Source organism: Mesorhizobium sp. M2A.F.Ca.ET.046.03.2.1 (assembly GCF_003952425.1).
Lineage (GTDB): Bacteria > Pseudomonadota > Alphaproteobacteria > Rhizobiales > Rhizobiaceae > Mesorhizobium.
In genome coordinates this window covers 533044-558966 of record NZ_CP034449.1, presented here as the reverse complement: position 1 = coordinate 558966, position 25923 = coordinate 533044, and the positions used below count along the sequence as shown (strand labels likewise).

General features: G+C 58.0%; 19 protein-coding genes. 8 read left to right on the top strand and 11 right to left on the bottom strand.

Features of this window, described 5'->3' with window-relative positions:
• Positions 1-184: 184 nt before the first annotated feature.
• The gene (locus EJ072_RS02830) at positions 185-2485 is read right to left on the bottom strand and encodes a hypothetical protein (RefSeq protein WP_126078478.1); all 2301 of its coding nucleotides are present in this window, start codon (positions 2483-2485) and stop codon (positions 185-187) included.
• 74 nt (positions 2486-2559) lie between these two features.
• Positions 2560-3462: a restriction endonuclease gene (locus EJ072_RS02825; protein ID WP_189343197.1), complete on the bottom strand. Its 903-nt coding sequence runs from the start codon at positions 3460-3462 to the stop codon at positions 2560-2562.
• Positions 3463-3743: 281 nt separating this feature from the next.
• On the opposite strand from EJ072_RS02825, the gene EJ072_RS02820 reads away from it, so the two are divergent.
• The gene (locus tag EJ072_RS02820) at positions 3744-4985 is read left to right on the top strand and encodes a VRR-NUC domain-containing protein (RefSeq protein ID WP_126078476.1); all 1242 of its coding nucleotides are present in this window, start codon (positions 3744-3746) and stop codon (positions 4983-4985) included.
• Positions 4986-5110: 125 nt separating this feature from the next.
• Here EJ072_RS02820 and EJ072_RS02815 read toward each other — a convergent pair whose 3' ends face one another.
• Positions 5111-6916: a hypothetical protein gene (locus EJ072_RS02815; RefSeq protein ID WP_126078475.1), complete on the bottom strand. Its 1806-nt coding sequence runs from the start codon at positions 6914-6916 to the stop codon at positions 5111-5113.
• Between the two features lie 539 nt (positions 6917-7455).
• Between EJ072_RS02815 and EJ072_RS02810 the strand changes: the two genes are divergently transcribed.
• Complete coding sequence (locus EJ072_RS02810) at positions 7456-11457, top strand: ATP-binding protein (RefSeq protein ID WP_126078474.1); 4002 nt, start codon at positions 7456-7458, stop codon at positions 11455-11457.
• A 474-nt stretch (positions 11458-11931) separates the two neighbouring features.
• Here the strand turns inward: EJ072_RS02810 and EJ072_RS02805 are convergent, their stop codons facing one another.
• On the bottom strand, positions 11932-12639 hold the full coding sequence (locus EJ072_RS02805) for a hypothetical protein (protein ID WP_126078473.1): 708 nt from the start codon (positions 12637-12639) through the stop codon (positions 11932-11934).
• Between the two features lie 598 nt (positions 12640-13237).
• Here EJ072_RS02805 and EJ072_RS02800 point away from each other — a divergent pair.
• Genes EJ072_RS02800 through EJ072_RS02785 form a run of 4 tightly spaced genes read left to right on the top strand, consistent with a single transcriptional unit; the run spans position 13238 to position 17870 of the window.
• Positions 13238-14440: a nucleotidyltransferase gene (locus EJ072_RS02800; RefSeq protein WP_126078472.1), complete on the top strand. Its 1203-nt coding sequence runs from the start codon at positions 13238-13240 to the stop codon at positions 14438-14440.
• Positions 14421-16211, top strand: coding sequence for a ThiF family adenylyltransferase (locus EJ072_RS02795; protein ID WP_126078471.1), 1791 nt, complete (start codon positions 14421-14423; stop codon positions 16209-16211). The genes EJ072_RS02800 and EJ072_RS02795 overlap by 20 nt, the downstream gene beginning before the upstream one ends.
• Positions 16211-16723, top strand: coding sequence for a Mov34/MPN/PAD-1 family protein (locus EJ072_RS02790; RefSeq protein ID WP_245467165.1), 513 nt, complete (start codon positions 16211-16213; stop codon positions 16721-16723). The genes EJ072_RS02795 and EJ072_RS02790 overlap by 1 nt, the downstream gene beginning before the upstream one ends.
• On the top strand, positions 16716-17870 hold the full coding sequence (locus EJ072_RS02785) for an SAVED domain-containing protein (protein ID WP_126078469.1): 1155 nt from the start codon (positions 16716-16718) through the stop codon (positions 17868-17870). Before EJ072_RS02790 ends, EJ072_RS02785 begins: the two co-directional genes overlap by 8 nt.
• Before the next feature lie 411 nt (positions 17871-18281).
• Here the strand turns inward: EJ072_RS02785 and EJ072_RS02780 are convergent, their stop codons facing one another.
• From EJ072_RS02780 to EJ072_RS02765, 4 genes are all read right to left on the bottom strand, one after another.
• Complete coding sequence (locus EJ072_RS02780; RefSeq protein WP_126078468.1) at positions 18282-18806, bottom strand: hypothetical protein; 525 nt, start codon at positions 18804-18806, stop codon at positions 18282-18284.
• 114 nt (positions 18807-18920) lie between these two features.
• Positions 18921-19526 (bottom strand): methyltransferase type 11, encoded by a 606-nt coding sequence (locus EJ072_RS02775; protein WP_126078467.1) that lies wholly within the window; start codon positions 19524-19526, stop codon positions 18921-18923.
• The gene (locus EJ072_RS02770; RefSeq protein ID WP_245467164.1) at positions 19523-20908 is read right to left on the bottom strand and encodes a DUF3560 domain-containing protein; all 1386 of its coding nucleotides are present in this window, start codon (positions 20906-20908) and stop codon (positions 19523-19525) included. The genes EJ072_RS02775 and EJ072_RS02770 overlap by 4 nt, the downstream gene beginning before the upstream one ends.
• 283 nt (positions 20909-21191) lie before the next feature.
• Positions 21192-21890 carry a hypothetical protein gene (locus EJ072_RS02765; protein ID WP_126078466.1) on the bottom strand — a complete coding sequence of 233 codons (699 nt, stop codon included), beginning with the start codon at positions 21888-21890 and terminating at the stop codon, positions 21192-21194.
• A 180-nt stretch (positions 21891-22070) separates the two neighbouring features.
• Here EJ072_RS02765 and EJ072_RS02760 point away from each other — a divergent pair, with 180 nt between their 5' ends.
• Both EJ072_RS02760 and EJ072_RS02755 read left to right on the top strand, forming a co-directional pair.
• On the top strand, positions 22071-22340 hold the full coding sequence (locus tag EJ072_RS02760; RefSeq protein WP_126078465.1) for a helix-turn-helix transcriptional regulator: 270 nt from the start codon (positions 22071-22073) through the stop codon (positions 22338-22340).
• Between the two features lie 346 nt (positions 22341-22686).
• Positions 22687-22905, top strand: a complete 219-nt coding sequence (locus EJ072_RS02755; RefSeq protein ID WP_126078464.1) for a helix-turn-helix transcriptional regulator — start codon at positions 22687-22689, stop codon at positions 22903-22905.
• Positions 22906-22936: 31 nt separating this feature from the next.
• Here EJ072_RS02755 and EJ072_RS02750 read toward each other — a convergent pair whose 3' ends face one another.
• The 3 genes from EJ072_RS02750 to ligD all read right to left on the bottom strand — a co-directional run bounded on the left by EJ072_RS02750 (position 22937) and on the right by ligD (position 25875).
• Positions 22937-23212: a hypothetical protein gene (locus EJ072_RS02750; RefSeq protein ID WP_126078463.1), complete on the bottom strand. Its 276-nt coding sequence runs from the start codon at positions 23210-23212 to the stop codon at positions 22937-22939.
• A 244-nt stretch (positions 23213-23456) separates the two neighbouring features.
• A complete protein-coding gene (locus EJ072_RS02745; protein ID WP_126078462.1) occupies positions 23457-24593 on the bottom strand; it encodes a hypothetical protein in 1137 nt (378 codons plus the stop codon).
• A 325-nt stretch (positions 24594-24918) separates the two neighbouring features.
• Complete coding sequence (gene ligD / locus EJ072_RS02740) at positions 24919-25875, bottom strand: non-homologous end-joining DNA ligase (RefSeq protein WP_126078461.1); 957 nt, start codon at positions 25873-25875, stop codon at positions 24919-24921.
• Positions 25876-25923: the final 48 nt, after the last annotated feature.

The following is a 25923-nucleotide window of genomic DNA, read 5'->3' as shown; positions in this document are numbered from 1 at the left end:
GTCCGAGGCATGCAGGCCGATATCCGGGATTGTGGCGCTATGGGCAGGCCAGCCTGCGAGATCCATCAACGCCGGCTGCGGCATTAGCCGCTCCAGTGGTCAGGACTGCCTTCACGACCGACTGTGTTGGAGTGTTACAATCATCCCAGCCACTGCCAGCGGCATCCGCGGCGCATGCAGCACATCATTCGAGCGAAGTTAGTTGTGGCCTCTTGGCTTCAGGTATCCTCAGGAGCTGAGAACGAAGGGCCGCGAATCCGGCGCGTTCAGGTATCTGGAACTTGACTAAGAATCGATCGATCCTTTCGACGCCGTAGCTATTGCACAAATGCGTCAGGCGCATCATGGCGGAGGGGAAGATCGGCGCACTTTGCGCCAGCTTCCATATCAGCGGGCTGAGGTTCTCGCCATCTTCATGCTCGACCAAAATGCCGAGCAACTCATCGCGAGCAGAATGGCTTTCGGGCTTTACGTTGACCAGCGTGGAACCACCAGCAAAATAAATAATGGGTCGACGTGCATTTGCCTGTTTGGAACTGGCGAATTCACGCGCCAACGGCATCAGCGGTTGAAGCATACCTAAAGCCGCACCTCTATAGAGGAGCGTCTCAAGGGCAAGTGAAGCAGAGACCCCGAGTCCAGATGAAGCCGCGTCGCGGAGCACCTCTGTCACGTCACTCCATTCGTCGATCTCAAAAAGACCAGCAGGCATCATCTCAAGCAAGTTAGACGATGAGCGGCTGAGCTCGGCAGGGCTGAAGCGTTGCCTCAGAAGAGAGATCTTTTGGCGGGGCAATACCCTTAGCCCATGCCAGAAGGCTTCGTCGTCGACATGCTCCCAAAGCGCTGAGAGCCGATTCTCGCAGTCGGGGTCGGATGTCGCCAAGAGCTTTGTGATGAGCATGCGCACGATCGTCGGCTCATCGTCGAGTTGATGAAGGAGGTTATCCGCCGACGAGGCCAGACTGCGCCCAAAGGCCTCGTCGTTGCGAGTAGGCCGTGGCACCTGCTTGACTAGTGACCAAAGTCGCTCGGCCGCGTCTGTTCGATCAGCTGATGAATTGGTGATCGAACCAAGGAGGCGTGCCATTGAGTCCGGCTCGACACTGGCAACACGGTCTAAAAGCCAGTCAGAACTATCGCGGCGGCGCCAGCCAATGGCTGCAGCGTCATCCGGTGCTCCAGAGATAGCGAGATAAAGAAGGCCTGATTCCACGGATTCGTAGTCGTCGATCGGGGAATCGGTGAGAGTCGCGTCATCGAACAGCTGGATCAGGTAGTTAAGCGCTGCCCTGGGGTCTGCGGCAATGGCGCGAGCCGCGGCATGACCAAAACCTGTGATCCGTCGCGACTGGACCAAGTCATCGTCGTAGAAGTATTTTCCGCGCCAGTCGGAAACGTCTTCGCTAGGGGCCAGCCTCATCGCCAATTTTAGGCGTTCGAGCGGGGGAAGGGCGATTTCGTCGAGCATAGGTACGAGCGGCGAAAGGGAGAGCAAGAAATTCAAGCCATCCCAATCGTCGAGCAGCGCGCTAGCTAGCTCACGAGCAAGATCGGGGCTCTTGAGCTCGGTGACCGCACGCGCTGCTGCAGCCAGAGACGCGCTCCTGAAATCCGCACCATCACGCAGCGCATGGATTGCGCCTCTCACCTCATTTGCACCAGATGCCTCAAGGCGCGCGGCCGATAGGGCTGCAGCTCCGATCGCAAGATCAGAGCTGATTTGGTCCACCAATTTTCGGGCACCCGCGGGGTTGAGCCGGCGTGCCATGAGGAACTCAATAAGGTCGTCGGGTTCAACACGAATCGTTTCGTCTTCCTCTGACGCAAAACCTGAGTCGATTGCGGCGTCTAGGGCAGGGACCAGCTCTGGAGAGCCAGCACGAAAGACGGGAGCATCGATACGGCCCATGCCATTGTCGACGAGGAGATCGCCAAGCTTGTCTGTCAGAAGTTTGAACTGCTGCGTGCCAACCTTGTTTTGGCGGTAAAGCCCTCGTTGAAGCTCGTCCAAACTCTCCAACAGGACCGCCAACCGCGTACCGACGAGATGCTTGTTGCCCTGGCGCACGCCGGCTTCCATGGCAATTAGGCCTGGTGTACGGAACGATCGCGCCCCAGGAGCAGGCGCCGGTAGTCCATACGCTAGATACGTCGCAGCAATTTCCTGCTCGTCGAGCGGGCCAAGCTCTAGCGCTGGAAAGCGGATGTTAGACTGGGACTTGGGAATATGGACCAGCGATGGGTCCACCGTGATATCCGGAGAGATCATAGACCAAGTGAGTTGACGCGACGTGATCACAAAGCGCGTCGAACCACCCGTTGCAATAGCGAAGCTGTGCGTTAACCAGTCGTCCAGCCGCCGCGACGGCGAGCGATCCAAGCCATCGATTATGAGAAGTCGGCTTGAATCATTGATCCAATCGAAGATCCCCTGCTTAAGTGGGACGCCGCTTAGTTGGCCAAGTTGGCGACTTTCGAGCATATGAGCGATTGTATCTACAATATGCAGATGACCGTCCCTGATGTCCTCGCCCCGCACAATGTCTACCGTCGTCGCTAGGGGGGATTATCGCGAACCCAGCGAGCCCAACTCGATTTTCCCTGACCTGATGTGCCGACGACAGCAAACAGACGCGCCGGCGATGCCATGAACCGTTCGAACTCCGCGGTTAGAGCTGATCTAGCGACATACAGATTTGCGTTTACTAAACCACTCGGGAACGCTTGCCGCGCCATTTTGAGAAGCCGAGCAATATCGCCTGCAACGGCATGGCTTTTTGCATCGCCAGGTCCACGGAAAAACCGTCGCCGAATTTGTTCGTTGTCGGCAAGTCGCGACTTGATATCGACAGGGCCGACAGCTTCAAATGCAAATTGCGAAATCAAGGCGACCGCTGCTTCGTTCTCAGCGTCGGCCTCTTTCGAGTTGCTGGTAACGAGCGCAGCGACGCCCTTTCGCGCATTTGCAGCCATTTGGAGCAGCTGGCTGCGGTTGTCGCTGATGTAGGTTTTTGGCGCGTCAAAGAACTTGATTGCTGGTCCTGTTAGGCTTCCAGCTGTCCACAGCTGATAGCTGAAATCCTCCGCTTTAGGGACCAGGCCTTGAACTCGAACTGCAAGCATCGCGAATCGTAAAAGCTCGCGAAGGACGGACGGACGGTTGAATGCATCTTCGTAGCGCTTGCATTGAATGACACCTCGGACTTCTTCGCCCTTCAACAAAAGCACATCGCGTCCTTGGTCCGCCCCATCTCGCAACAGCGTTGCCCGGGTGAAGGGTGTCGAGCCTTCCTCGATCTGTTTTTGTATCAGGCTGTAAGCAAGGATCTCAAACGTACGATCTTGCAATCGGGTAAGCGGAAGGTCGGGAAGCTCGGTCTCGAAATAGCTGAGGGGGCGATCCTGGTCGATTTCTCGCGAGATTTCCGCCTCGCTGACACTTTCCGTCGCTATGCTCACTTCGCCCTCGACCACATTTGACTGTCGGGTCGTTTATGCCTCGCGTTGTCGAGCAATACGATAGTCAGGCCGGCAGCCGTGCACTATTTCAACAGCTTGTGATTGCGTGGCCACAAATCTGTTGTGCTCCAGCACATCGATGCCCTATGGGTCCGCAGTTGACGTTCGTTATCGACGTCTAGCGGCCGACTGACGCAATTTCGGCTGTTTTGGGGTACGCATGGGTAACTAGAAGAGCACGATCTCATTCACATTGATCTGCCCAACGGAGCTAAGAGACAGTGACCCAAGCCAGCACCTGTCTCCACGCCAACATCGCGTGCCTCAACGAACACGAGCTGATCCGTAAATATCGCTGCGCTGGCTGCGATGCTGTCATGATGTGCGCATGCGACGAAGCTTTTGGCCGACGCTTTCTTGCGCATCAACTAGAAGAAGGCGTCGAGCTCCTGTCGCAGAAGCGACTATCAGTCACTCACGGCTTTCAGTCCGCTGTCTGCAATCGCTGTCGCGGGCTGCCCCTTCAGCCTGCCCCTGCCGCAGCGATCTATGGCCGGTCCAGTAAGATCAAGCGATTCTACTGGCGCGAGCTCTTCTTTCGCGAGACTGAGAGATTTGGCGATTGGGAAGAGGGGAACCCCGAAGCCTTAGAGGCAGAGGCGAAAGCAGAGCGTCAGCGCATCCAGCGCGAAGTTCTCGAAGAAATCAAAACTCTTCATCAAACAGCTCCGCTCTACGACATGCGTGAGCCTTCCCAAGCGGACGTGCTTACCCGCTACAAAGTTGAGGTGCAGTCATTTCACCCGACCTATGCGGAGAATGCGGAAAGGGGCGCAGTGGTAGTGCTAGAAGGCGAAATTGTCTCACCTGAAGCATTCGTGGCCAAGCAATACGAATTGCAGGGCTGGACTGCGATGGCGTTGGAAAGTGTGCCATTGCATGCCCTGTTTTCCGTCATGATGTGGCTGTTGATTGAACATCCATCGGACGAAAGAAATCGGATGGCCGGGTTTGGTTCGCGCTCAGCGTTCGAAAACGGAATACCGGCTGAGATGATCTGGATCCAGCTCCCCGAAGATTTCGGAACACCAGCTTACGGACGGCGTCGAAAGGAAGCGATCGACGAGCATATCGATTTCTTTCTCAAGCCAGATGGATTCGCCCAGCGTGGTCATCTTCTGGAGCTTTTTGATTATTGGCGCGGAGCAAGCGGGCGGCTGCGTCAATATCTTTGGGCGCACCGCGACGCGGATGTTGATCGGGCTCGCAAGCTAATTGAGCTTCTTCCGCCCGAAAAGATCGTGACGATCCTGCGATATCTGGTCGCCAACTATTGGAACCACTACCTGGGATGGCCCGACCTGTTGCTTTGGCGCGGTGAGGATTATCTCTTCGTGGAGGTCAAGTCCTCCTCGGACCGTCTTAGCGCCGATCAGATGCGCTGGATCGCCGACAATCACGAGCAGATCAAGTTGCCATTCGGCGTCGTCAAATTGCATCGACCATCGCGTCAGATCCCGTGATGAGAATCCAACCAAAACTTAGGCCCCAAGAGGATCTCAGACCTGGCTACGGCAGCCGCCTCGAGTGTCGCAACCACAGTCTTGCTCTTATCGATATCCTAGTGCCGCACGTATTGCTCGATCTTCTACGGCTGACAGACGATGTAGCCAATCGCTCCTATCTCAGTGCATGCTGAAAAGAAGCCTGTGAGAATCCAATAGAGTTGCACAAAGTTGGGCCGCAGAGGCTGGCCGTTAGCTGCGCGCGCAAAGCATTCTGCAACGTCCGTGCGGCTTAGAGAGGACGTGACGATGAATACCCGTCGCAGCACGTCCGGCGCGCCGGCGGCGTCGCCAATCTTGCTTTCAACATCGGCGCGATCGCCCCCTCGCATGTATCGGCTTATAGCGGTCTCGGCACCGCCATTGCGATAGACGTCTTCCCAGCTCTCGTATTTTGCGACCATCATGTCGCCAGCGAGTGTAAGACGGCCGAGATTCTTAATCCCCTGGCCAATCGCATCGTGAAACATCGATGCGCTAAGTGAGCGGCTACCGTGCTTCGCATGATAGAAGCTGATCATCGCAGGTGCGGTCTGAGTCGACACACCGATGAAGTCGGCCCATTCATCGCCAAGATCGTCGCAGATAAGCACATCGTCGCTCGCAACATGGTCGACGACGACGCGGAACACGGATCCTTGTGCGAAGTCGCCCTGGCCCGCAGCAAATTCGCCTTTTTCGCTCGTTGCGGTCGCGAGCTCGTTTATGGGAAGCAGATGGCGCATAAAGGCTGTACCGCCGCCGACCAATGCGTCATCTCGGAACATCGAACCATCGACATACGCCAAAGTTAGATCGCTGAAGAGAATGGTGAACATATCCTCAGCGTCGAGATGGTGAGCCAGCAGCACACGATTTGGATCCGCGCCCAGCGCCAGCGCGGCATCTTCGACAAAAACGTCGGCAATCGGCAGCCTTTCCAACTGCCTAAGGGCGATGCGCGTTTTGCCCATTTTCAGCGAGCCGATGGCCTGATCCTTGTCGAATATAACGAGGCTTGAACCATCGACCACTATGTCCAACGGCTGATCGAGGTCGGCGATAATCGCATCGATCTCTGATTTCGATAGCTGCTGCCATGTCTCTCCGACCTGCCGCACTAAGCGGATAGGCTCCTCTGCCTCGAATATCGCGTCAGCCAGCGCCATCGTATCGACTGCAAAAAACGTGGGGAAAACGTCGGCACTAATTAGTGAAAGATCTACAAAGCGCGCGAAGTTGCGGATGAAGGCAGATGTCTCACCATTGTCATCCTTGAGAAGTTCGATGATCTGGCAAGCCCATTCGACGATCGCACTGTAATCCGCCTTGTCCGCACGAATTGCGATCCTTCCTGTACTCGGCGTCGCCGAGTAGCTCCCGTCGGGACGGCGAACCCGATACCCTTGGGGGATATAGCGCGATGCGCTAGAGGCCGCGATGGCATTTTCAAGGTCGCGCGCCTCGAGTGTCTTCGATCGCAATGCGAAGCGCGAGGTTGTCATATTGCGCAGGCTGAGCCTCTCGAAGACCGCGTCGTGTCGCGCGATCGCTCGCTCGACCCGCGATCGACCGATAGGGTCGAGATAGGCTCGTCTGAAGCTGCCTGTCAGATCCAGCGCCGACTTGAAAAGCGCGACTATCTCGTCCTTTTCAACAAGTAGAAGGAAACCATGAACTCGGTCCGTCGCTCCGCCTTCGAGAAACGATACGGGGCGTTCGTAAGAAAAGCAGATCGCCGAATAGCGCGCATCGCCAAATTTTGCACGCTCTACCCGAAAGATGGGCCTGGAAGGGTTCACCGTCTCGCGCTGTAATTGAACGAAAAGGGTCCGAATCGCCTCGTTTGTTATCCTGGCGCGGCGTCGGAAGAAATAAGCGCCTCTGGGGGCTCGAAGCTGTTCGATCATAGATCCAGGTCACAGGAATCAATTTTTGAACAACGAGATTATAGACAGTAGACAGGAAAATTGAACTTACTTTTGGGCAGCCTGGGGCGTTGGTGACACTCTAGTTTCGAGCTATCAGTTAGTTCCTTATGACGACTCGAAGCGAGTGGGTGCTTGACAGCCTCTCTCCCTGCCAAGGCCGTTGTTCCATTATCGGCACCGCGTGGGCCGTTCGAGGGGATCGTGGCGAACAACCTCGTCCTAGCCATCGCCAGTAGCCAAGCGACAGTACTCTGCCAACCTGGATGGCAGAGAGACGTCTTCGTTTCGAAATTCCTCGTCTAGTTGCCATAGAATCCGATCCCTAGCACGGGGCATTCCGGGATCTGGTCATTTGCCTTGGAATGAGCATCAGGTTCAGGTGATGGAGACTGTCGCACGGCTCCTTGTGGGGATATGGGCGTACCGGCTATCTGGTATGGTAGCTGTGGTCGTCAGGAGGCCACGCGTCAATTTCAGCGTCTTCAGCGCATTGAGAATATAGCTTCTAGGGTTCGAGAATGGACGTTTTTGACTCCGGACCGCGTCTCGGCTCACCTTATGGCGATCCCACTCGCCAAGCCGTCGATGCATTGCGTGGCTATGGGTACCAGCTCTATGCGTCAGGCCTTGCTTGGGTAGGCTTGGCCGACGGGGAACTCCTTCATCTTGAGGTCGCGGAGGATTATTCCGTCATCACACGTCAGGCCTTGGCCGGCACCCAAGTCAAGGACACCGCGGCTAGCGGCAAGATAACTTTGCAGTCAGCGGATGTGCGCTCGGCAATCGACAATTTTGTCGACATGGTCGCGCGCAATCATACACGTGTTGTTTCCCTCCATTATCTGACCACCGCTGAGATCGGCCTCGAGCGCCGCAAAGATCAGCGCGTCGACAACCGATCTGCACTGCACTACTGGCGTCAAGCTGCCGCCGGTGCCGACGTTGCGCCGTTGCGCAATCTGCTCGAGGCTCTCGATTTGAAACCCGCGACCAAGGCTTATGTCTTGGCGCGAAATGACGAGCTTTTGCGATCAGACCTGCTCGCTCGGATCCACTGGCATTGCGGTGCATCAAGCTTCGAGGAACTTCGAGAGGAACTCGAATCGGGCCTCATTGAATTTGCCGCCTCGGCGCGCCGCTTATCGAGCCAGGTGGCTAAAAACCTCTTGCCGGCAATGGTCGAGCGGCTTTTGCAGACTGCAACGTCCAAAAGTTCTCGCCAATTGCGCCGTGCCGATCTGCTTAGCCTGGTTGACAGCGTATCTATGGTGTCAGTGCCAGTGGATCAACTGGCTGCCGCCTTCAGCGGATCAGGTGGCGCCTTCACACGTACCTCCTTGCTGGTTTCGACGAGCGAGCTGCCTTTGCCCGCCCTTGTCGCGCCACGCAAAGAATTGGTGGCGAAAGTTGATGCAGTTCGTTGCAGGACGGGCATCGCAATTGCCACTGCGGCGACAGGCGTTGGAAAAACACTTGTGGCCAGGCTTGCCGCCTCAGCGACCAACGGCCATTGGGTTATCGTCGATTTTCGCGACCTTGGCCCCGGGGAGACGGCCTCTCGGCTCTCTGTCGCCTTGGGTGAGTTGGCGTCGCGCCCGCCGGTGCATGTCATTCTGGATGATTTGAATGAGATCGATCATCCGGCCGTGCGCGACGCTTTTCTTCGCCTGATGACAAGCCTGCGCCGTCGCGATGCGACCGCGATAGTGACGACGTATCGAGCGCCGACGCCAGCGACGCAGCACCTACTATCCCCGCAAGAATCGCCTGTTGTTGAGGTCCCCTATTTTAGCGACGGTGAGGTGTCAGCCTTGGTCAGCTCGATTGGCGGAGACCTCAAGTATGCTGATCCCGTTTATCGTGCGGCATCTCTGGGCCACCCGCAGTTGACGATGGCAATCCTTCTGCACCTGTCGGCGGCGACTTGGTCTCGAGCATCTGTGGCGGCTCTGCTTGGTGGGGGTCTCCAAGCCGAAATGGGTGCAGAACGACGCGCGATGCGGCAGCGGCTCGTCGCGGCGATTCCGGTCGATGCGCAATCGCTGTTCTTTCGAACCAGCCTGATTGGCGGCACATTCAATCGTGGACTGGCTATGACACTTGGTGAAGTCGCCCCACCCGTTAGCCGTACAGGTCTGGCACTTGATCGGCTCGTCGGCGCCTGGATCGAGCCAATGTATGGAGACCGACTTCGCGTATCGCCATTGCTTGAAGGGGCAGGATTGGAGGTGTTCGCTCCGGGAGAATGCCGGGCCATTCATCGGTGCATCGCCGACGTCTTGATCAGCAGCAGAACTCTTTCAGTAATTGATGCCGGCACAGCCATGCGCCATGCACTAAAAAGCGAAGAGGCAGCGCTCGTTGTCGCCTTCGCTGATAGCGTGATCCGTTGCAACGCTGAAACGCTCGAGCTTGTCGCTCCCTTTCTCGGCGAACTTGGTTCGTTTCAGACGGATATCCCGATATTCCCCGCCAATCTCTTCGCATCCGTGATGATGCGGTTTGCGCAGCTACTGTCCCTGCTGCCTTACGGATCGGTCGCACGCGCACAGCAATGCTGGGAGGCGCTTGAACGCGAGCGAGTTGATATCAAGGGACAAGTTTTGTTCGAAGGCTCGATACTATCAAAGCTGTTGGTGCAAGAGCGTGCCGGTGCGCTGTTTCCCTCCTGGATCGAGCTTCTATTGCGCTTCGACCGTTTGGCTGAGACCGATGTCCGCTTGGCCGAGATCAGCCGAGGCTTCCAATCTCAGAGCGGCGGGAACCCTCACGTGACCGGCGTCCTGTTTGCCAGCCAGATGCGCAACATAACGACTGTTGCAGCTTTCCGTGCATTGCTTGAGCGGCTGGATCAAGAGCCCGCCGCACTTCGGGAACGGCTTTTTTCGTCCTTTCAGCCCGGTCGCGGCGATCTGTCGATCCTGGTCACGCATCCATGGCTGAAGGAGTCGCGTGCGGAAGGTTTCGATTGGGAAGCGGCGGCCGGCCAGTACAGCGCCTGCGCGGATATCGCGATACGATGGAAGAATCCCGCGCTCGCGATCCGATGCTCGATAGCCCAGTCGATCTGTCTCGATGAAAGCGGCGATGACGCGGAGCGAGCCTTTGCTTGTCTTTCGGACGCGGAGAGGCGGTTTGGGTTCGACATTGCGCTGGTGCGTGCGCGCGCGAAGATCCATTGGCGGCGGCGCGATCATTCCGCAGCGCTGCCCTTGCTCGCCACTGCCGCGCGCGCGGGCGGCCAAGACGCGATCGAGCGCGCCTATATAGCCAGGGAGGCAGGCATCAGCGCCGCTGAATTAGGCAACTGGGCCGAGGCAGAGCACTGGTTTGAAAAGGCACAGACCGAGGCCTCGGACCTGAAGCTACCATCGGTCCGCGCGATGGCGATCGGCTTGCTCGCCGATACTGCGCATGCAGCGTTTTGCGACGGGCGTGCTGACGTTGCCGTTGTGAAATTACGCGAGGCACTGGCGCAATTGCCGACGATAAACCCCGATGGAACGCTCGCTGAAGTCTATTGCCATCGTGTCATAAGGCACGCGGTTTTGTGGGTGTTCAATGAACTGACCCATAGCGTGCCGGCGGAAGTTCAAGACATTCGCTACGCTCCTGGATGCGCCAGCAACCTAGACCCGCCGGAATCAATCCGGTCACATCCGCTGGGCGATATTGATTTTGCTTACTACATGCTTGCTGACGCCGACGAGGCTTTGACTCGGCCGACAGGATTCCACCTGGAATTTCGGCGAGCTCTGCTCAAGGGACCGATTCTTTCGTCGGAAATTTCTCGGATTATTTCGGCCGGTCGCAAGGCTATCGTCAGTCACGACGCGACTGACTTTGTGCCGCTGCTGCGTCATCACGCGGCGATGGCCGCAATACTGGCGGCTGGCGGCGGACGCGACCATGGTCAGCAGTTGCAAAATCCCGAGCGTGGTCTGGTCCCCCTCGCGGTCATAGACAACGACGCGGATCCGGAGCTCTTGCGTGGAGGTGAGGATATGCTGCTAAGTTTCGCGATCGCAGCGGCGCTTGCGGGCTCGTTCGACGCAGTAGACACCGTCATTCAAGCCGGCTTGGGTTCACCGGAAATTGCTTGCTTGCACCCCCTTCTTGAGCGAATGGCTGGCAGGCTGAATACAATCAGCACGGATCGCCAGGGGGCCGCACTGGCCGTTGATTCGCTTCGGCGGGACGCGACTGGTGAGCCCGTTCTCTTTTGGTGGGCGGGCGCATGGATGCTTTTTCATGTCCGCGCCTCCAAGCTCCGAAGCGGAGTGGCCGAGCCGCTGGTTTCCTGGATCTTCGATAAGTGGTCTTATCTTGCAGGGGAGGGTCGCTTCCGGCTGGCGGCACCTAACGTCAATGTGCCGCCGATCGAGGTAATCCTCTCGGCTTGCGATCGCTCATTGGCGAATGCCGCGCGCCTCCTTCTTGCGGCTGTGCCGGCTGCGTCGATTCGCATTCGGGCCGACGTGCGGGAGAATCTGGAATTGCTGGCAAATGGTGACCACTGACAGCCGATGCGCAAATGGCCAGCCACGAGTGGTGAGAACGGCCTCTTCGACGAGCTTCACCTCCCCTCGGACAAGTCTGTCGGACGGCAAGAGTGAGCTCGCTAGCGCCGCAAACCTGCCCCTCCGTTCCTAGACCACTGACCGGGCTACGGATAGTCTGCTTGCGGCCCAAACCGGACAGTCTTGCGCCGTCGTAAATTAAGAGCGCTCACCGTGATACTGCCGGCCAACTCCGGCGCGGGGCCAGTGCCGTCAGCCAATGGAACAGCAGAACTAGCCCTCATCTACGAAACTACGGCTCAGAGTGCGTCGAGGACACAGGCCGCGCTGGCCGCCCAGCGACTGGCCAACCTGCCAAATAAGGCGCTCCCAACCGCCAATTGAGGCGTCCGCCGATGCGATCTAGCTGCGCGGTGCATGTGCCGCGCAGCTAGATCCAGAGCTCCAAAGTGGCTGAGCCGTCATTGGAATTGCCTACTTCGACTCGGCGCCAAGCCACCAACGTGATGCGTGGATGTCAAGGGGTGACGCCAAGCATCGCGGGCAGTGAAACAGGTTCGCGGCAACCTCAACTCCGGTAGACGAACCGTCGCAATGTAAGCAAAACCAAATGTGGCTGACTTCGTGACGCAAGGGGTGCTCGGTTCGGCCGGAACCGTCCGGGACGGTGGAGCGGCGTGGCCAATCTGAGGCGATCCGTGCATGGACCAGTTTGCGCCAACCCGAGGTGATCTCGATCGCAGCATTACGGAAGTTCGCGTCCTCAATCGGGTTCGCTTTGATCCGGCGATCGGTGACGCGAATGCGAGGGGCAGCTAAGGGAGCCTCTGGTAAGATCACCTCCCAACCCCTACCCCACATGCGAACATCATCCGATAGAGTGCTTATTCGGTACTTGTGTCCCTGCAATTCGCCCTCGAACTTGTCAGGGCCCAGCGCGCTCCAGGGATCGGTGTCGATAGAAATCAACGGGTTTTCGGTAAGGGCCAAAGCCCCCGCTATGGCCAGGTGTTCCACGGTCGGGCGCCACCCCTTCCTTTCCGCGCTAGTGAGGGCGTTCCAGTGCGAGTAGCCCAAGGCTTGTGCAACCATATCAAGCGCGCCGACGTGATGGATGCGCTTGGCGCGGGCAATGTTTCGTGCCGCGGTCTTCAGTTCTTTCAGTTGATCGCTATTGGTCATGATCCATTCCTATCGTGGTAACGGATCCAACATGTGCCCACTGCTGATGAACCCGTCCCAGGAGGGAATGGCTGGTTTTGACTTAGCGCAGCGCACTGCGAGGCTTTGCATGATGGGCACACTGGCCTGTGCGGGAGGCCGACTCCAAGTTGCGCTCGAAAGAAAAAAACGTCAAGCCACGTTGCTGATGTTCGAAATCATGGCTGCCACCTCCTAGTCGTGCGTGACATAGACCTGCAACTCGCTGCACTGGCGAAGGCATCGAACACGCGGTTCACACGATACGCAGACGACATCGTTTTTTCGTGCTCCGACAAGAGGAAGCGCGTCATCAAGGACGCGGTCAGGCATCAACTTCACTACCTGAGGCATCCCAACTTCGGACCAGTAAAGCACGCCGGCAGCAGAGGGCGTCCCCCATCGCTCCCTGATGGCCTAGAACTATTCGACACCGCGTCGGCAAATATTCGTTGGAAACGCGACCGGAACTCCTTGAAGCGCCCGTGCGGATACATAAATTCGAGCTAGTTCCCGAGGCCGTGAGATTGGGCACGGAAGGGAACAGACAGTCAGGCAACTAGCGCCCTTTGGAGGGGTCATGGACGCTTTTACCGATTCGATCACGCCACAAGCTGAGCGGCACCTTGAAGCACTGGCTGAAGAGCTGGAGATCCCGCCCAGCCGCTACGAGGCGGCCGAGCGCAGCTACAAGTCCTTTGGCGATTGGCTTCATCGGCCAACCTCAACGGTGCTGACATATGATCCTCAAGTCTACGTGCAGGGGTCATTCCAGTTGGGGACCGCGATCAAGCCGATAAGTGAGGCTGAAGACTATGACGTGGACTCCGTTTGTGAATTCAAGGCGTTGGGAAAGTCCTCGCTAAGCCAGCGGCAGCTCAAAGCGAAGCTGGGTAGCGAGGTCAAGGCGTATGCCCGGGCGCAGGGCATGAGCAAACCTGTTGAGGAAGGGCGCCGTTGCTGGAAATTGCAATACGCCGACGGTGCGCAGTTTCACATGGATATCGTTCCCGCTCTTCCGAACGGCAGCAGCATGCGGCTGCTGCTCGAGCAAAGACGGCTGGATACGCGCTGGGCCAATACCGCCATCGCAATTACCGACAACGAGCACCATTCCTACGAGCTAATCACGGAGGATTGGCCGCGTTCCAATCCCAAGGGATATGCGCAATGGTTCCGCACCAAGGTTGTGGAATTCAAAACCCGTAGCCTGAATGAAGAGCGGGCACGGGCAGAAGTCGAGGCGATGCCGACCTACAAGATCAAGACGCCGCTGCAGTCCGCAATCATGATCCTTAAGCGGCATCGGGACTTGATGTTTGCGGACCGGTACGAAGAACGTCCCATTTCGATCATCATTACCACCCTGGCTGCCCACGCCTACCAAGGCGAGGATACCATCGCAAGGGCGCTGGTTTCGATCCTGACCGACTTGGAGCGCCACATTCGATGGGACGCCCAGGGCAACGCGGTGATCGCGAACCCGACCGACCCCTTGGAAAATTTCGCTGACAAGTGGCCACTGCACCCGGAACGCAAGGATGCTTTCTTCGAATGGTTGACGGCCGCTCGGCATGACTTCTTCGAGGCAGCCAAGCAGTTCGACCGGCGCAAGATCACCGATGCAGTTGCACGTGGCGCTGGGCGCGCCATTGCCGAGAAGGCGGGCGAGAAGGCGTTTGGCGTTGCGGCCCCGACCGTCCTGACCTCCGGCTTGGTCGGCTCGGCGGCCCAGGCAAAGGAGAAGGCAGTGAGGCTCGAGGGTGGCGGACGAAACGCATAGGGCGCACACTTGGCTTCGGAATCGTCATCGGAAGGCACTGCTTGAGGTCGAGGACTGGCTTTATGCCAATTGCTCTGGCGTCACGCTGCTCCAGCGAGAAGATGTAAGCCGCATTCGCGTCGGCATGGTAGGCGGGTGGCGCCTTAAGTTGGAAACGGCCGGCGCGCCCCGGGTAATCGACATCATGGTTCCGGCGTCGTTCCCCTTCCAACCTGCCCGCCTGCGGCTTGTCGATTTGCCCGAGGATGAAGACTGGCCACACGTGGAAAAGGACAACGTTCTTTGCCTCGTGCCCGAGACGGCTACATTCGACCCGGAGGACCCCGCCGGCGGCGTCATCGCCTTGTTGAACATGGTCGTGGATCTCGCCGACCTGGTCGCGAACGGCGGTGCGGAGGAAGAGTTCAAAAGGGAGGTCTTGTCTTACTGGGACAACCGCGTGCTCGGTGGGCCGAAATCGATCCTTAGCCTGATCAAGCCAGCACCGACTTCGAGATTGCTTACTGTCTGGGACGGCCCGCTTCGGCAGATCATCGCGGATAACCCTGACGATCTGCAAATTTGGCTCCGCAACCGCTGTCTCGGGGTCCGGAAACTTCGCATGGGTGTCGGTGCGCTCATCTGGATAGGTGATCCACTGACACCGGGCCGTTTTCCAAAGACTGCTGGCGATATGTTTGAACTGGCCAAGTCCGTTGGCGCGGAGGATGTCTTGGTTAAGGCTGCAGCCTCCGCTTCAGGCAATCTCACCGTCTCCTTGGGCATGGAGACCGACAATGGCATAGCCATCGCCGGATTGATCGTTCCACGCCCGCGCACAGTTCGAGGCCGTGATCCGATTTATGACGGTTTCCGCATCGGAACGGCACCGCAATGGCTTGTGGCGCGGAGATTTTTCGGCTCGGAGGTGATACTTCGTGCAGATCTGAAGCGGCTCGACCATTCGTGGATACATGGTCGCGACCAGGACAGTCGTGCCCGAGATATTCGGGACAAGACCGTCGTTGTTTTCGGCTGCGGGTCGCTTGGCGCGCCAGTGGCCATAGCTTTGGCGCAGGCCGGCGTCAGCAAGTTCATTTTTGTCGACCCTGATGTGCTCAACCCGTCCAATCTGAGCAGGCACCCGCTGGGCGCGCAATATTTGGGAAAGTCCAAGGCCGAATCTTTGGCAGCCAAAATAAATCAGGATCTGCCACACGTGTTAGCTCGGCCCATTGCGAGTCGAATGGAAGACGTTCTCTTGAGCGCAAAAGATCTGGTCAACGTGGACCTAATCGTATCGGCAGTAGGCGATTGGGGAGCGGAAGCTATGCTCGACGATTGGAGCAAGGCCAATGGTCGGCCAGTCCCTATCGTCTACGGTTGGACGGAAGCGCATGCCTGTGCCGGTCATGCGGTCGCGGTGATGAGAGGAGGGCGGTCTTTCAGGGACGGGTTTGATGCCACCGGGTTGCCTCACCTGAGGGTTGCTGAATTTCCCTACCCGACCGTGAGGCAGGAACCTGCGTGCGGAGCTGTCTATCAGCCATACGGACCCATTGAACTTCAGGGTTCGGTGTCGGTGATCGCTGAACTAGCCCTCGATGTTATGTTGCAGCCGCCGTCTCAGTCAGTCCATCGTCTGTGGATCGGAAGAGAGCGTTATCTGCGGCAAATGGGCGGCAGGTGGTCGCCAGCTTGGGCCAAATTGATGGGGGGCCATAAAGAAGGCGGATTTCTCCATGATCGCCCGTGGGCTTCGAACCTTGAAGGCAGGTCGTTGGCGGCGTGATGAGATATCCAATCGGCTGCTCCGGCCAAGACCTCGTCTTCACGCAAGACGTAGTTGCCCATATCGAACGTCATCGCCAGCTTCGATTTTGGCAAGCCGAGGCCGGCGGCTCCCTTTTCGCGCGCTTCAGCGACAGAGAGGTTATCATCGAGGTCGCGACGGGGCCCAGGAAAACCGATTGCAGAACTCGGTTCACCTACCATCCCGATCGCAAGGCCGAACAGAGAGAAATCGATGAGATGCATCCCAAGGGGCTGCTGTTCGTGGGGACATGGCATAGCCACCCGGAACCCGTGCCGACCCCCTCTACAATCGACCTGCATTCGCTCGCGGAATCCTTCCTGATGTCGCGACATCACTTGAACGCATTTGTCCTAGCCATTATCGGTCAGCGGCAAGCTCCTCAAGGTCTGCAAGTCGTGCTTGGCGACGGGCAGAACGTCATTCCTCTTCGCCCGGCGAATACCTCCGGTGCGGCCGCAATTTCAAAATTGGAGCGCGACATTGTCTAGTTCATATATTCCGGCCAAAACGCAGACCCAGCTTTGGGCTTTGGCGGCCGGCCGGTGTGAATTCTCCGGATGCAACAAATTTCTCGTCGGCGATCTTGTTGCCGGCAAGGAGGACGGCAAGTTCGGCTTCGTCGCCCACATTGTCGCTGACAGCGAGAACGGCCCCCGAGGTGACAAAATTCGCTCGCCACAACTCGCAAGCGAGATAAGTAACCTGATGTTGATGTGCCCCATCCACCACAAAGAGATCGACGTCGATCATGTCGACGATTACCCCGAGAATGTGCTCATAGCGATGAAGCGCGAGCATGAATCTCGGATCGAGATGGTCACGGACATGGATGCAGACCGAGCCGCGCACGTACTTCGCTTCGCGGCCACGATTGGGCAAATGGATTCGCTGGTATCAACCAAGGCAATCTTCGCTGCTATGCCGCCTGACAGGCATCCTGCCGAGCGGCGGACCATCGACATCGAACTTAACTCGGAGGTCAAGGATGACGAGCCATCCTTCTGGGAAATGCAGAGCGAGCATCTGCGTCGCCAGTTTGCGCGGAAGGTCAAGGAACGGATCGAACAAAAGGATATTTTGCAGCTCAGCGTATTCGCGCTTGCCCCCCAGCCGCTTCTCATCGAACTGGGCACGCTTTTGGGCGATATCATGCCTGTGACCGTTCACCAGAAATACCGCGAACCGTCCGGTTGGAAATGGCTACTGCACCAGCCGGCGATAAACTTCAAGGTTGGCGAACACTCGGGCCCAAAGGATGTTCCGGTTGCGTTGAAGCTAGCGATCAGCGCGACGATCGATGATCAGCGAATCCGGTCGGTCTTGGGGGCAAACACCGCGATCTGGTCAATCACTGCCGACGAGCCTCACAATGACATCATGCGTCGGCCAGAAGATCTGGCGATCTACAAGACGCACCTTCGGCGACTCCTAGATCGCATCAAGGCGCACCACGGAGAAGATGCCTCAATAAATGTGTTTCCTGCAGTGCCCGTCTCTGTTGCGGTTGAGACGGGACGGACTAGGATGCCGAAAGCTGACTTGCCGCTGATCATTTACGATCAAAGTTCGCAAAAGGGATTCGTGCGAACAATCAAGATTGGGAATCAGTTCAAAATAGTGGCCTCAAAATATTGAGAAACGTCAGCATCGAGAGAGTTATTCTCTAGTTCATTTCGGGTAGACGTTAGGATTATCGCCATGGCTACGGAGGTTGAGAAGAAGCTCCACTGCTCTGCGCTCGCCTATTTCGTGTCCGTCGCGAATGAAGGATCATTTCGAGCGTCCGCACGGAAGCTAAAATATTCTATAGGAATTATGGTCGCGGCATACTCCTTGGCCTTCTCCAGGCTTTCGGCCTGGAATTCGATTTCGTAAGTAGGCGCGCGTCGTGACGCCGATGCGAAATGAGAACTCGATCATGGTCCGGGCCGTCGTCATCATCGGCCAATGCTTCGCGTTCGCGCGCCGCCCACCAATCCACGAAGCTGTCAGTGGTTTCGCCAGCTGCGACTGCGTCAACCCATGCTTGCCTTGAAGAGTCGACCATCAGATTTTGCCCTGTGCCTTGAGGTTGTGCCAATCGCGTTCCCGAGCCGTCCGTGCTGCAGCCATCGCGGCGTCGTGCTTGGCTGCCAGTTGGCCGAAATGGCTGGCCTGGTCGTATGACTTGTTCTTAGCGTGGCGGGCCGCGCCTTTTGCGGACGAGAGGGCAAGACGTGTCTTGTTCGCGGCGCGCAGGGCTCCAGCTACCTTCAGGCAGTCACGCGCAAAAGCCAGCGCCTCGACAGCGGCCCGCGCCGCTTCGACTGCATCCTTGGGAACGGTTGGCGCCATTTCGACCACATCGTGGTCTATGGCCCAGGACGTGTAGGGACAACAGCTCGCCATCGCCGCCGACAAGTCTCCGTCGAAGAGCGCCTTGAACTCCTCCATGGCCGCCGCACCCAGATGCTGGCCATGGCCGAAGGCGTTGTCCCAGAAGTACTGGTCGATTTCGACTTGCGTGGCTCGGACGATGGACGCGCTGCCGTGCCGGCTCTCGTCGTAGCCGTGATAGACTCGGAATTTCATGGATGGTTTCCGTCAGAAGCCCAGTTGCGGTTCTATGGCGGAGGCGGCGATAGCGCGATCGCGTGGAGTGCGAGCGCACTGTCACCAACGTGCCGATAGGGGAGAAGGGACGTGTTAATTTGGTTTGGTGATCCTGATGATTTTGGTGTTCACCTTGGCCGTTGCGAAAGTGTCGGCCGGGAGGACCTCAAGCGTTTCCGCGTCGGAATGTGCGAAGGTGATCGGCACCAACGCTACCAGGACCGCGGGTAGGTCATGACCGCCGCGTCCGAGCAATGGTAGTGCGGCCGCGACGTGTTTGCGGACCTCGCTGAAGGGCGGGTTCATTATGATGCGCGGGTATTCGACGCGCCCTGTAACCTCGGCAGCCCACTCAAGAAAGCACCGGTTGATGACTGGGCCGAATTGATGAAGTCCGCTCGCCAGCCTGGTGTGTCGTTCGACCTGCGTGAGTTCGTATCGACTGTGACCGGAGGCCAGTAAAGCCTTGGTGAGTTGTCCGGTACCGGCACTGGGTTCCAGCGTCAGGTAGTCGCCCTGCGGGCCAAGGTAAGCGACCATGCGGGAGGCCACGTCGTCGGGTGTGACATGGCACTCAGTGAGCTTGTCGACGATGACGGGCTCGTTGATCCGGATGGGTTCGAGCTTGCCATAGCTGTCACGGCGCTTGACGGAGATCCGCATCGGCTTGTCGGGGCGGGTGTAGACGGCGCGCTTCATTGTGCGCCATCCAAGTTTTCGAGCGTGGCGACGCTGTCGGGCATTGGGTGGGCCTTTGCGTCTGTGAAGAAGACTGCCACGAAGGGCGCCAGGTGGCGTGGTTCATGGTTGGGGTCGATGCAGATGCGGAAGCGAAAGCCGCCGCAAAAGGACAGCCGACATCCACGCTGTTCAAGATGAAACTGGGCATATTTTGATTTGGTCATTTCGACCACGCGGAAGGTTTGTACCTGGTCGCGGTGATAACGATGCCACGAGCGGAGTACCTTTGTCTTGAGGTTCAAAATTGGCGGCAGGGCATCCTTCTCCCGAGGGACCTCGTAGCCGGCGGACTGCATGAGATCGCGCCATTGTTCGGCGGACAATGAAAGCTTCGTGTCGTTGGCGAGGTGGAGGGGGAGGGTGGCTTCGCTTTCGAGCATGAAGGTTTCAGCGTCGACCGCGCGTGCCTGGGGTTTGTGTGCGCCATGCTCGCGGGCGAAGGCCTGTAGGATGACCGGAGTGAGGTCACCGTCGTATCGACGAACTGGCCCGAGCAGTTCTCGTTCGTAGCTCAAGCGGTTGAGGGTGTGTTCGATGTAGCGGCGGCGCTTGTCGCTGGAGATCGATCCTGTCGCGGCGTCGATGCAGTGTAGCCGCGCGTCCTGTGCCGAGATATCGCCACGTTCGACCTTGCCCCACATGTCCCAAAGCGCCAGTGGGCCTGTCGGGAGGCTGCGGCCGACCGCGATTTTGATGGTCTCGTCCTGGGTGATCTTTTCCCAAGCCGCGAGGCAAAGGTGGGCGTGGTTGATCTCGCGCTGCATATCGCGAAGTTCGGCAAGCAGCGTTCTTATGCGGTTGGCGCGCACGCGGGGGTCGTTTTTGTAGTTCGCATGAAGTTGGACGCCTTCGGCCCGATAGAGCCAGTAGTTTGCGAGCTTTGCGGCCTTGTTGGCGTTGGTCATGGCCGATTGCATGCGCTCCCGGGTTTTCCGTGCTTTCCGTTCCGAATGGTGGCCGACCAGGATAGGCTGACCAAACGCGAATGCTTCGGAGAGATCCTGCGCCGCGCGCTGAAAGGCATTGGCCTCGCGGTGGCGCCGGCCGGCAAGTTCGTCAAGGCGATGGGCCTTCGCCTGGGCTCGTTCCGCAAGGGTCATTTCTTCAGCTTCGATCTCACCGCCCAGTTCGATGGCCAAGTCGTCGCGGCTTGGCGACCACTTCGGGGCGACGAATAGTTCCTGCTTTGGCGCCCAGACGAAGCCGGCCTCCTTGACGCGTTGGTAGGTCTCGCTGTCCAGGCGAGCTGAAGGATAGAGGCGAAGCTTGTGGTCTTCAGGGGAATAGGTTGCGCTGATTTTCATGGCGATCTCGCTGGTCAGGAACTGTGGTTCAGACATGGTCCGCCCGCGCGCAACAGACGGCGTTTCAGCCGCGCGGTTGCGGAGTAGAACGGTGTTCGTTCAATGGGTTAGGAAGTTTACCTGACTCAGCCTTACAGCGCTCTCGCTCGGGATCGCGTCAGCTCTGCGGGTCGCGATACGCGAGAGAGGAGTGACGTTGCGCTGCGCAGCAATGGGTCACGGGTTGGCCGCAGTCAGCTTGGAACAGAAGGCGTCTTCAGGACTGAGGATGAAGGTTCTATGTGTCGTATGAACGTGTCGGCCGAGCGGGGTCGCGTTGTTAGAACGGGTTCTGGACCGGGTCGGACGGACCGAACACCTGGGGCCACAGAAGTGCGTAGGCACGTTTCTCGGTCGCGCATTCCCCTTCGGTCATGTCGGATAGCTGCGCGGGTGCGCGTTCCTGGATCGTTTTCCAAATCTCGTCTTTTCGTTGTTGCGACAAATCCATCGTCGCGAATGTTTCCTTTAACGTGGCTTGCAATCGGTCGACTTCATCCGATGTGAAGAACGCGTCATGGTCGGCGCAATATTTTGCGACGTAGAACCGTAGGGAAAATTGAAAGAATATACCGGCCTGTTCGGCTTCTCGTTCCGATACGGGCGCTGAGGTAGCTGTTGGTATATCTGGGCCCGTGGTTGTGGCGCCTTCGCCTTCAGCCGCGTTTGCCTTCTCCACGAAGATCTTATCCCGCGCCGCGTTTACAACTTGTTGTATGGCCGGAGGGGTTGAAGGCCAGCCATAGGATTGTACGAGGGCGGTGATTTCCGCGAGTTTTTGATCCGGGGTGGAGGAGCTTTCGGTGATCGCCGAGAGCTTCTCCATGAAGATTGGTGAAACACCCGGCACGACTTGGTTCTCTTCTTCTTCGTTTTCGTCGCTCTGCGCCACTTCAGCGGAAGGGGACAACGGTTGGGCATCGGAGACTGTGATCAGGTCTCTTAGAGACAAAGCCGCGCCGGGCTTCAAAACGAGCATCACTGCACCCACTAAGCCAGCGCAGATGATCATTGTGACGACGCTTCGGACGACTGCTGTTGAAGCAGCGCGAAAGTGGCCTCGGGCAAGTCGCATGGTCTGCCTCTTAGCATGTTGGAAAAAGAAATAGGATGGCTATAGCCACTGGTTTGAATTGCGGCAAGCTGCGTCTTTGCTGCCATGAAGGGAAGGGCGCTTCTGGCTTGGAATTTGCGACGGATTCGAGTGGATCAAGGCTTGTCCCAGGACCGGCTGGCGGCAGACACTCAGGTCGACCGAGCCTATTTGGGTGGTATCGAGCGCCAGACCGAAAATCCGTCGCTCGACTTGATGGACCGACTGGCCACAGTCCTTGGCGTAAGTCTGGCCGAATTGCTGCGACAGCCGGCACCGGACGAAGAGCCGCCTAAGCCTTTGCGCAGCGGACGTCGCGGCCGCAGGGCTGGTTGAATTTCCGAGTTTCGATGAGACTGAAGCAAGCCGCGCCTTTCTGCCAAGTGGTGCAGAGCGATAACCCTTCATTTCTTTTCCTACTCGCCAGTTTGAAAAACTGAACAAGGATTCGGCCGAGCGTTGCGAAGGTTGCTTGCATTTCGTTCAGACGCAGCAGGGCTTTGGGGTTTCATCTCGCGAACTGGATGATGGCTAGCTGGATAGGTCGGGATGAAGGCCTGCTGGGTGGGTCGCTACCTGCATGGATAACTCCTTCGTTCGGGGCGCATCACCGTACGCAGCGAGGCACTTTGTAGAGTATACTCCGTGGTGAAATACTCTTCAAGACGTTGCTCTCGAGTCCATGGAAATTCGAGAGATTTTTGCCCGAAACTTGCGGATTCTGCGGAAGGCCAAAGGCTTGTCGCAGGAGGAGGTGGCGCATCGGGCCGGCATTGACCGTACTTACATCAGCGCGCTGGAGCGCAGCGTCTATAACCCGAGCATCGATGTCCTCGCCCGGTTGGCCGACGTGCTGGGAGTGGAGCCGTCAGAGTTGTTGAGGCGAAACGACGGCTCCTAAAAGGGTAAGTCATCTGGCACGAGAACGATCGTTAGGTTGGCTTCCTTTCCTTATGTCGTCCTGGAACCTTAAGCCCCACTGCGGCCTTGCATTCTTCTAGCAGGGCGATGAAGTGGTCGATCCCCTTCAGTTCGATCCGCTTCTCTCCATCTTGAGTGATCGTGCCCCTGTCTGGGTAGAAATTGTACGGTCCGACTTTCAGTTGGTGGGGTGATTTCCTCGACACGCCGTATCCGTTGCTGACCAGACGTTTGATGGCGCGTTGCATCTGGTTGGAGTCATCGGGCCGGTGCAGAGGAGATTTCATATATCTTTTCATTGGCGGTCTGGCTTTGTGGTTCTCGGATTGAGGGGAGGGAAGGGATTGAGGGATCGATCGAGGGAAGATCGATCAGGGAAGGAAGGAAAGAAGCGGCTGCATAATGTAGCGCTTTGACAGCCGTTTGAGCATCAATCAGACGCCTAGTGGTGTAGCGATTGAAGCGGTCAGCCCGCGGGGTGGATGTACCACTGCGCGGGCTGCATTTGGTCTCAGCGCTGGAATGAACGGGTCAGGCTTCGACCTGCGCATCTAGGTTGGTTTGGTCGAATGCTTTCCCTGCCGGGGTAGTTACGATCGTCTCCATCACGTGCCGGACGACGCGATGAAAATCGCAGTACCGTGCCCAAAGCAGCGAGGCGTACTCCCCTTCACCCGCGTCCGCGATTGCGCGAATGATGGCCTCGAGCGTGAAGGCTTCGAAACCCACGCGCTCGCGTCCGTCGTCGTGCTGGGTTTTGCCTAAGGCGTCCTGGAGCTCGGCGGCGTACATCGTGCTCGACGCGATTGCGCGTCGGTTCAGACGAGGCGCGATTGTGATGAACTTGCCTCGTGCGGCCAGGCCGTGGTCGACCATAAGCTGAGCCATAACATGTTCGCGACGAAGCTGTTCGAACCCAGGGCGCCGAAGCAGCGGATCCTCGGGATCGTGGTAGAGCCCGGATGCGCGGGTAGTCTCGTCGTACCGCTCTCGGTGGCGGGCTGCGGGAGCGAGCATTTCTTCGACATATTTCATCTCTGTCGCGACGAAGGCGATTTCCCCTTCCGGTGTGACAACTTCCGCCACAACATCGAAGGCCGTGCCATCGCCAAAGTAGTTTTCCTGGAAGCGGCCTGGGCTGTGTTCAAAGCGGATGCGGGTGACGGTCTGGACGAAGTCGGGGAGCAGACTTTTCCAGACGGCGCTGGCCAGGGTGAGGTCGAACGCCATGGGCGCCCAGAGATTGACCGTCAGCGCCTGGGAACTGAGCAGGTTCGTCCAGAGCCGCTCTTCGTCCCAGACGGAGCCCGGTTCACGAAACAGGAGCTCCGCCTTGGCAAGGGCCATGACGTCGCTGGTCATGAAGTTGGCACCGGCCCGGGCCGCCGCAGGGGATATTCGGGATCCGAGCCTGATCCTTCGGGTATCGCCCTTGGTGCCGACAATGAATGCGCCGATTGGGAGCTTTTGCTCTTCCCGCCACAAGGCGCTCAGGAGCCGGGCGGCGGCGCCGAAGCGGTTGTCCGTGGAGACGAAGACCTGCTTGGCCCGGCGGACAAAGTCGGGGATCAGCGGTGGATGAATAAGCGGTCTTTCGAAGACGGTGCGGGCTCGGTCGGTGCTGCCGAAGGTAGGTTCGATGTTGGTGAGAGATGGTGCCGTTTCCATATGAACTCCTGTCAGTGACACAGGGAGATTCAATGAAGGGGGGCAGCAATTTCTGGAGACCCGCTAGAGGGTAAAACATCGATGGGAAATTGGACCGCCGAGCCTCAGATAGGTGGAGGCCCTAGGTTTGGTTGGAGTAGGGGAACCTATTCCGCCTTAGGTGTCATCATTGGATTTTGGTTTTGGGAGTTCGTCTTGGGGAGTTCGTCTTGGGGAGTTCGTCTTGGGGAGTTCGTCTTGGGGAGTTCGTCTTGGATCGTCGTAGTTCTACGTACGTCTTCATCCGGGAATAATAATAGACTTTGAATCAGCCGATTCACATTCGCTATGCGGCCTGGGGCTGAGCGATTTTGTAAGATTGGTCGCAGGAAATCGTCTCATGCTGCACGTCCGCAGCCGCTTTATCCTCGCGCAAGCCGATAAAGCTCGCGCCGCGCACGCAACCACCCGAGCTCAGTTCGAGAAACTCGACTTCGGCGACGAGTTTCGGGGGCAAGAGCCGGATGTCGCCCTCCACAGGAGGGAGAGACGATGGCAAGCCGAATGTGCTCGATTTTGAGAAGAATTCAGCTAGCTCACTTCGTTGGCGAACAGAAAAGCCGGTGCCCACGCTACCTCGTAGCGTAAGGGCGCCATTGTCCATGGTCGCAACCACGATGGATTTGACCACGCCGGTTTTCCTATCTGGTCGCCATCCGGCGACGATGAACTCCTGACGCCGTGTGAATTTGATCTTCCGCCACGCCGGCGATCGAGCACCCGGCTGGTATGGCGAGTTTCGATCCTTCGCCATCACGCCTTCCCAGCCCGCGCTCTTCAGCACTTCGGCCAGTGCGTTGCCATCTCCGGTGTGCGCGACGAGCTTGACGCTCTCAATGCCCAGTGAGGAGATGACTTGGGCGAGACGTTTTTTCCTGGCGTGCAACGATAGGGGGGTGACGCTTTCGCCCGAAGAGGCAAGCAGATCGAACGCAAAGTAAGTGAGCGGCACGCTTCGGTCGGAAAGAGCCTTGCAAAGCAGCCCAAAATCGGGCCGACCGTTTTGATCGAGCGCACAGATTTCGCCATCCAGAGCGCAGTCGAGCGTCTCGCAGACGCGTTCCGGAAGAGAGCGGCCGAAGCGCTCTGTCCAATCGAGGCCGTTGCGGGTGAAGAGCCGCAGTTTGCCGTCCCAGACCACGAGCTGACAGCGATAGCCGTCGAATTTCGGCTCGAAGATCCAGTCCTCGCCGACTGGGAGAACTCGAGCCTGGGAGGCAAGTTGGCAGGGAATGAAACGCATGGCGGGCTCCTGGGCTAGGTCAGCGATTCATCGATCGATTGTTCGTCT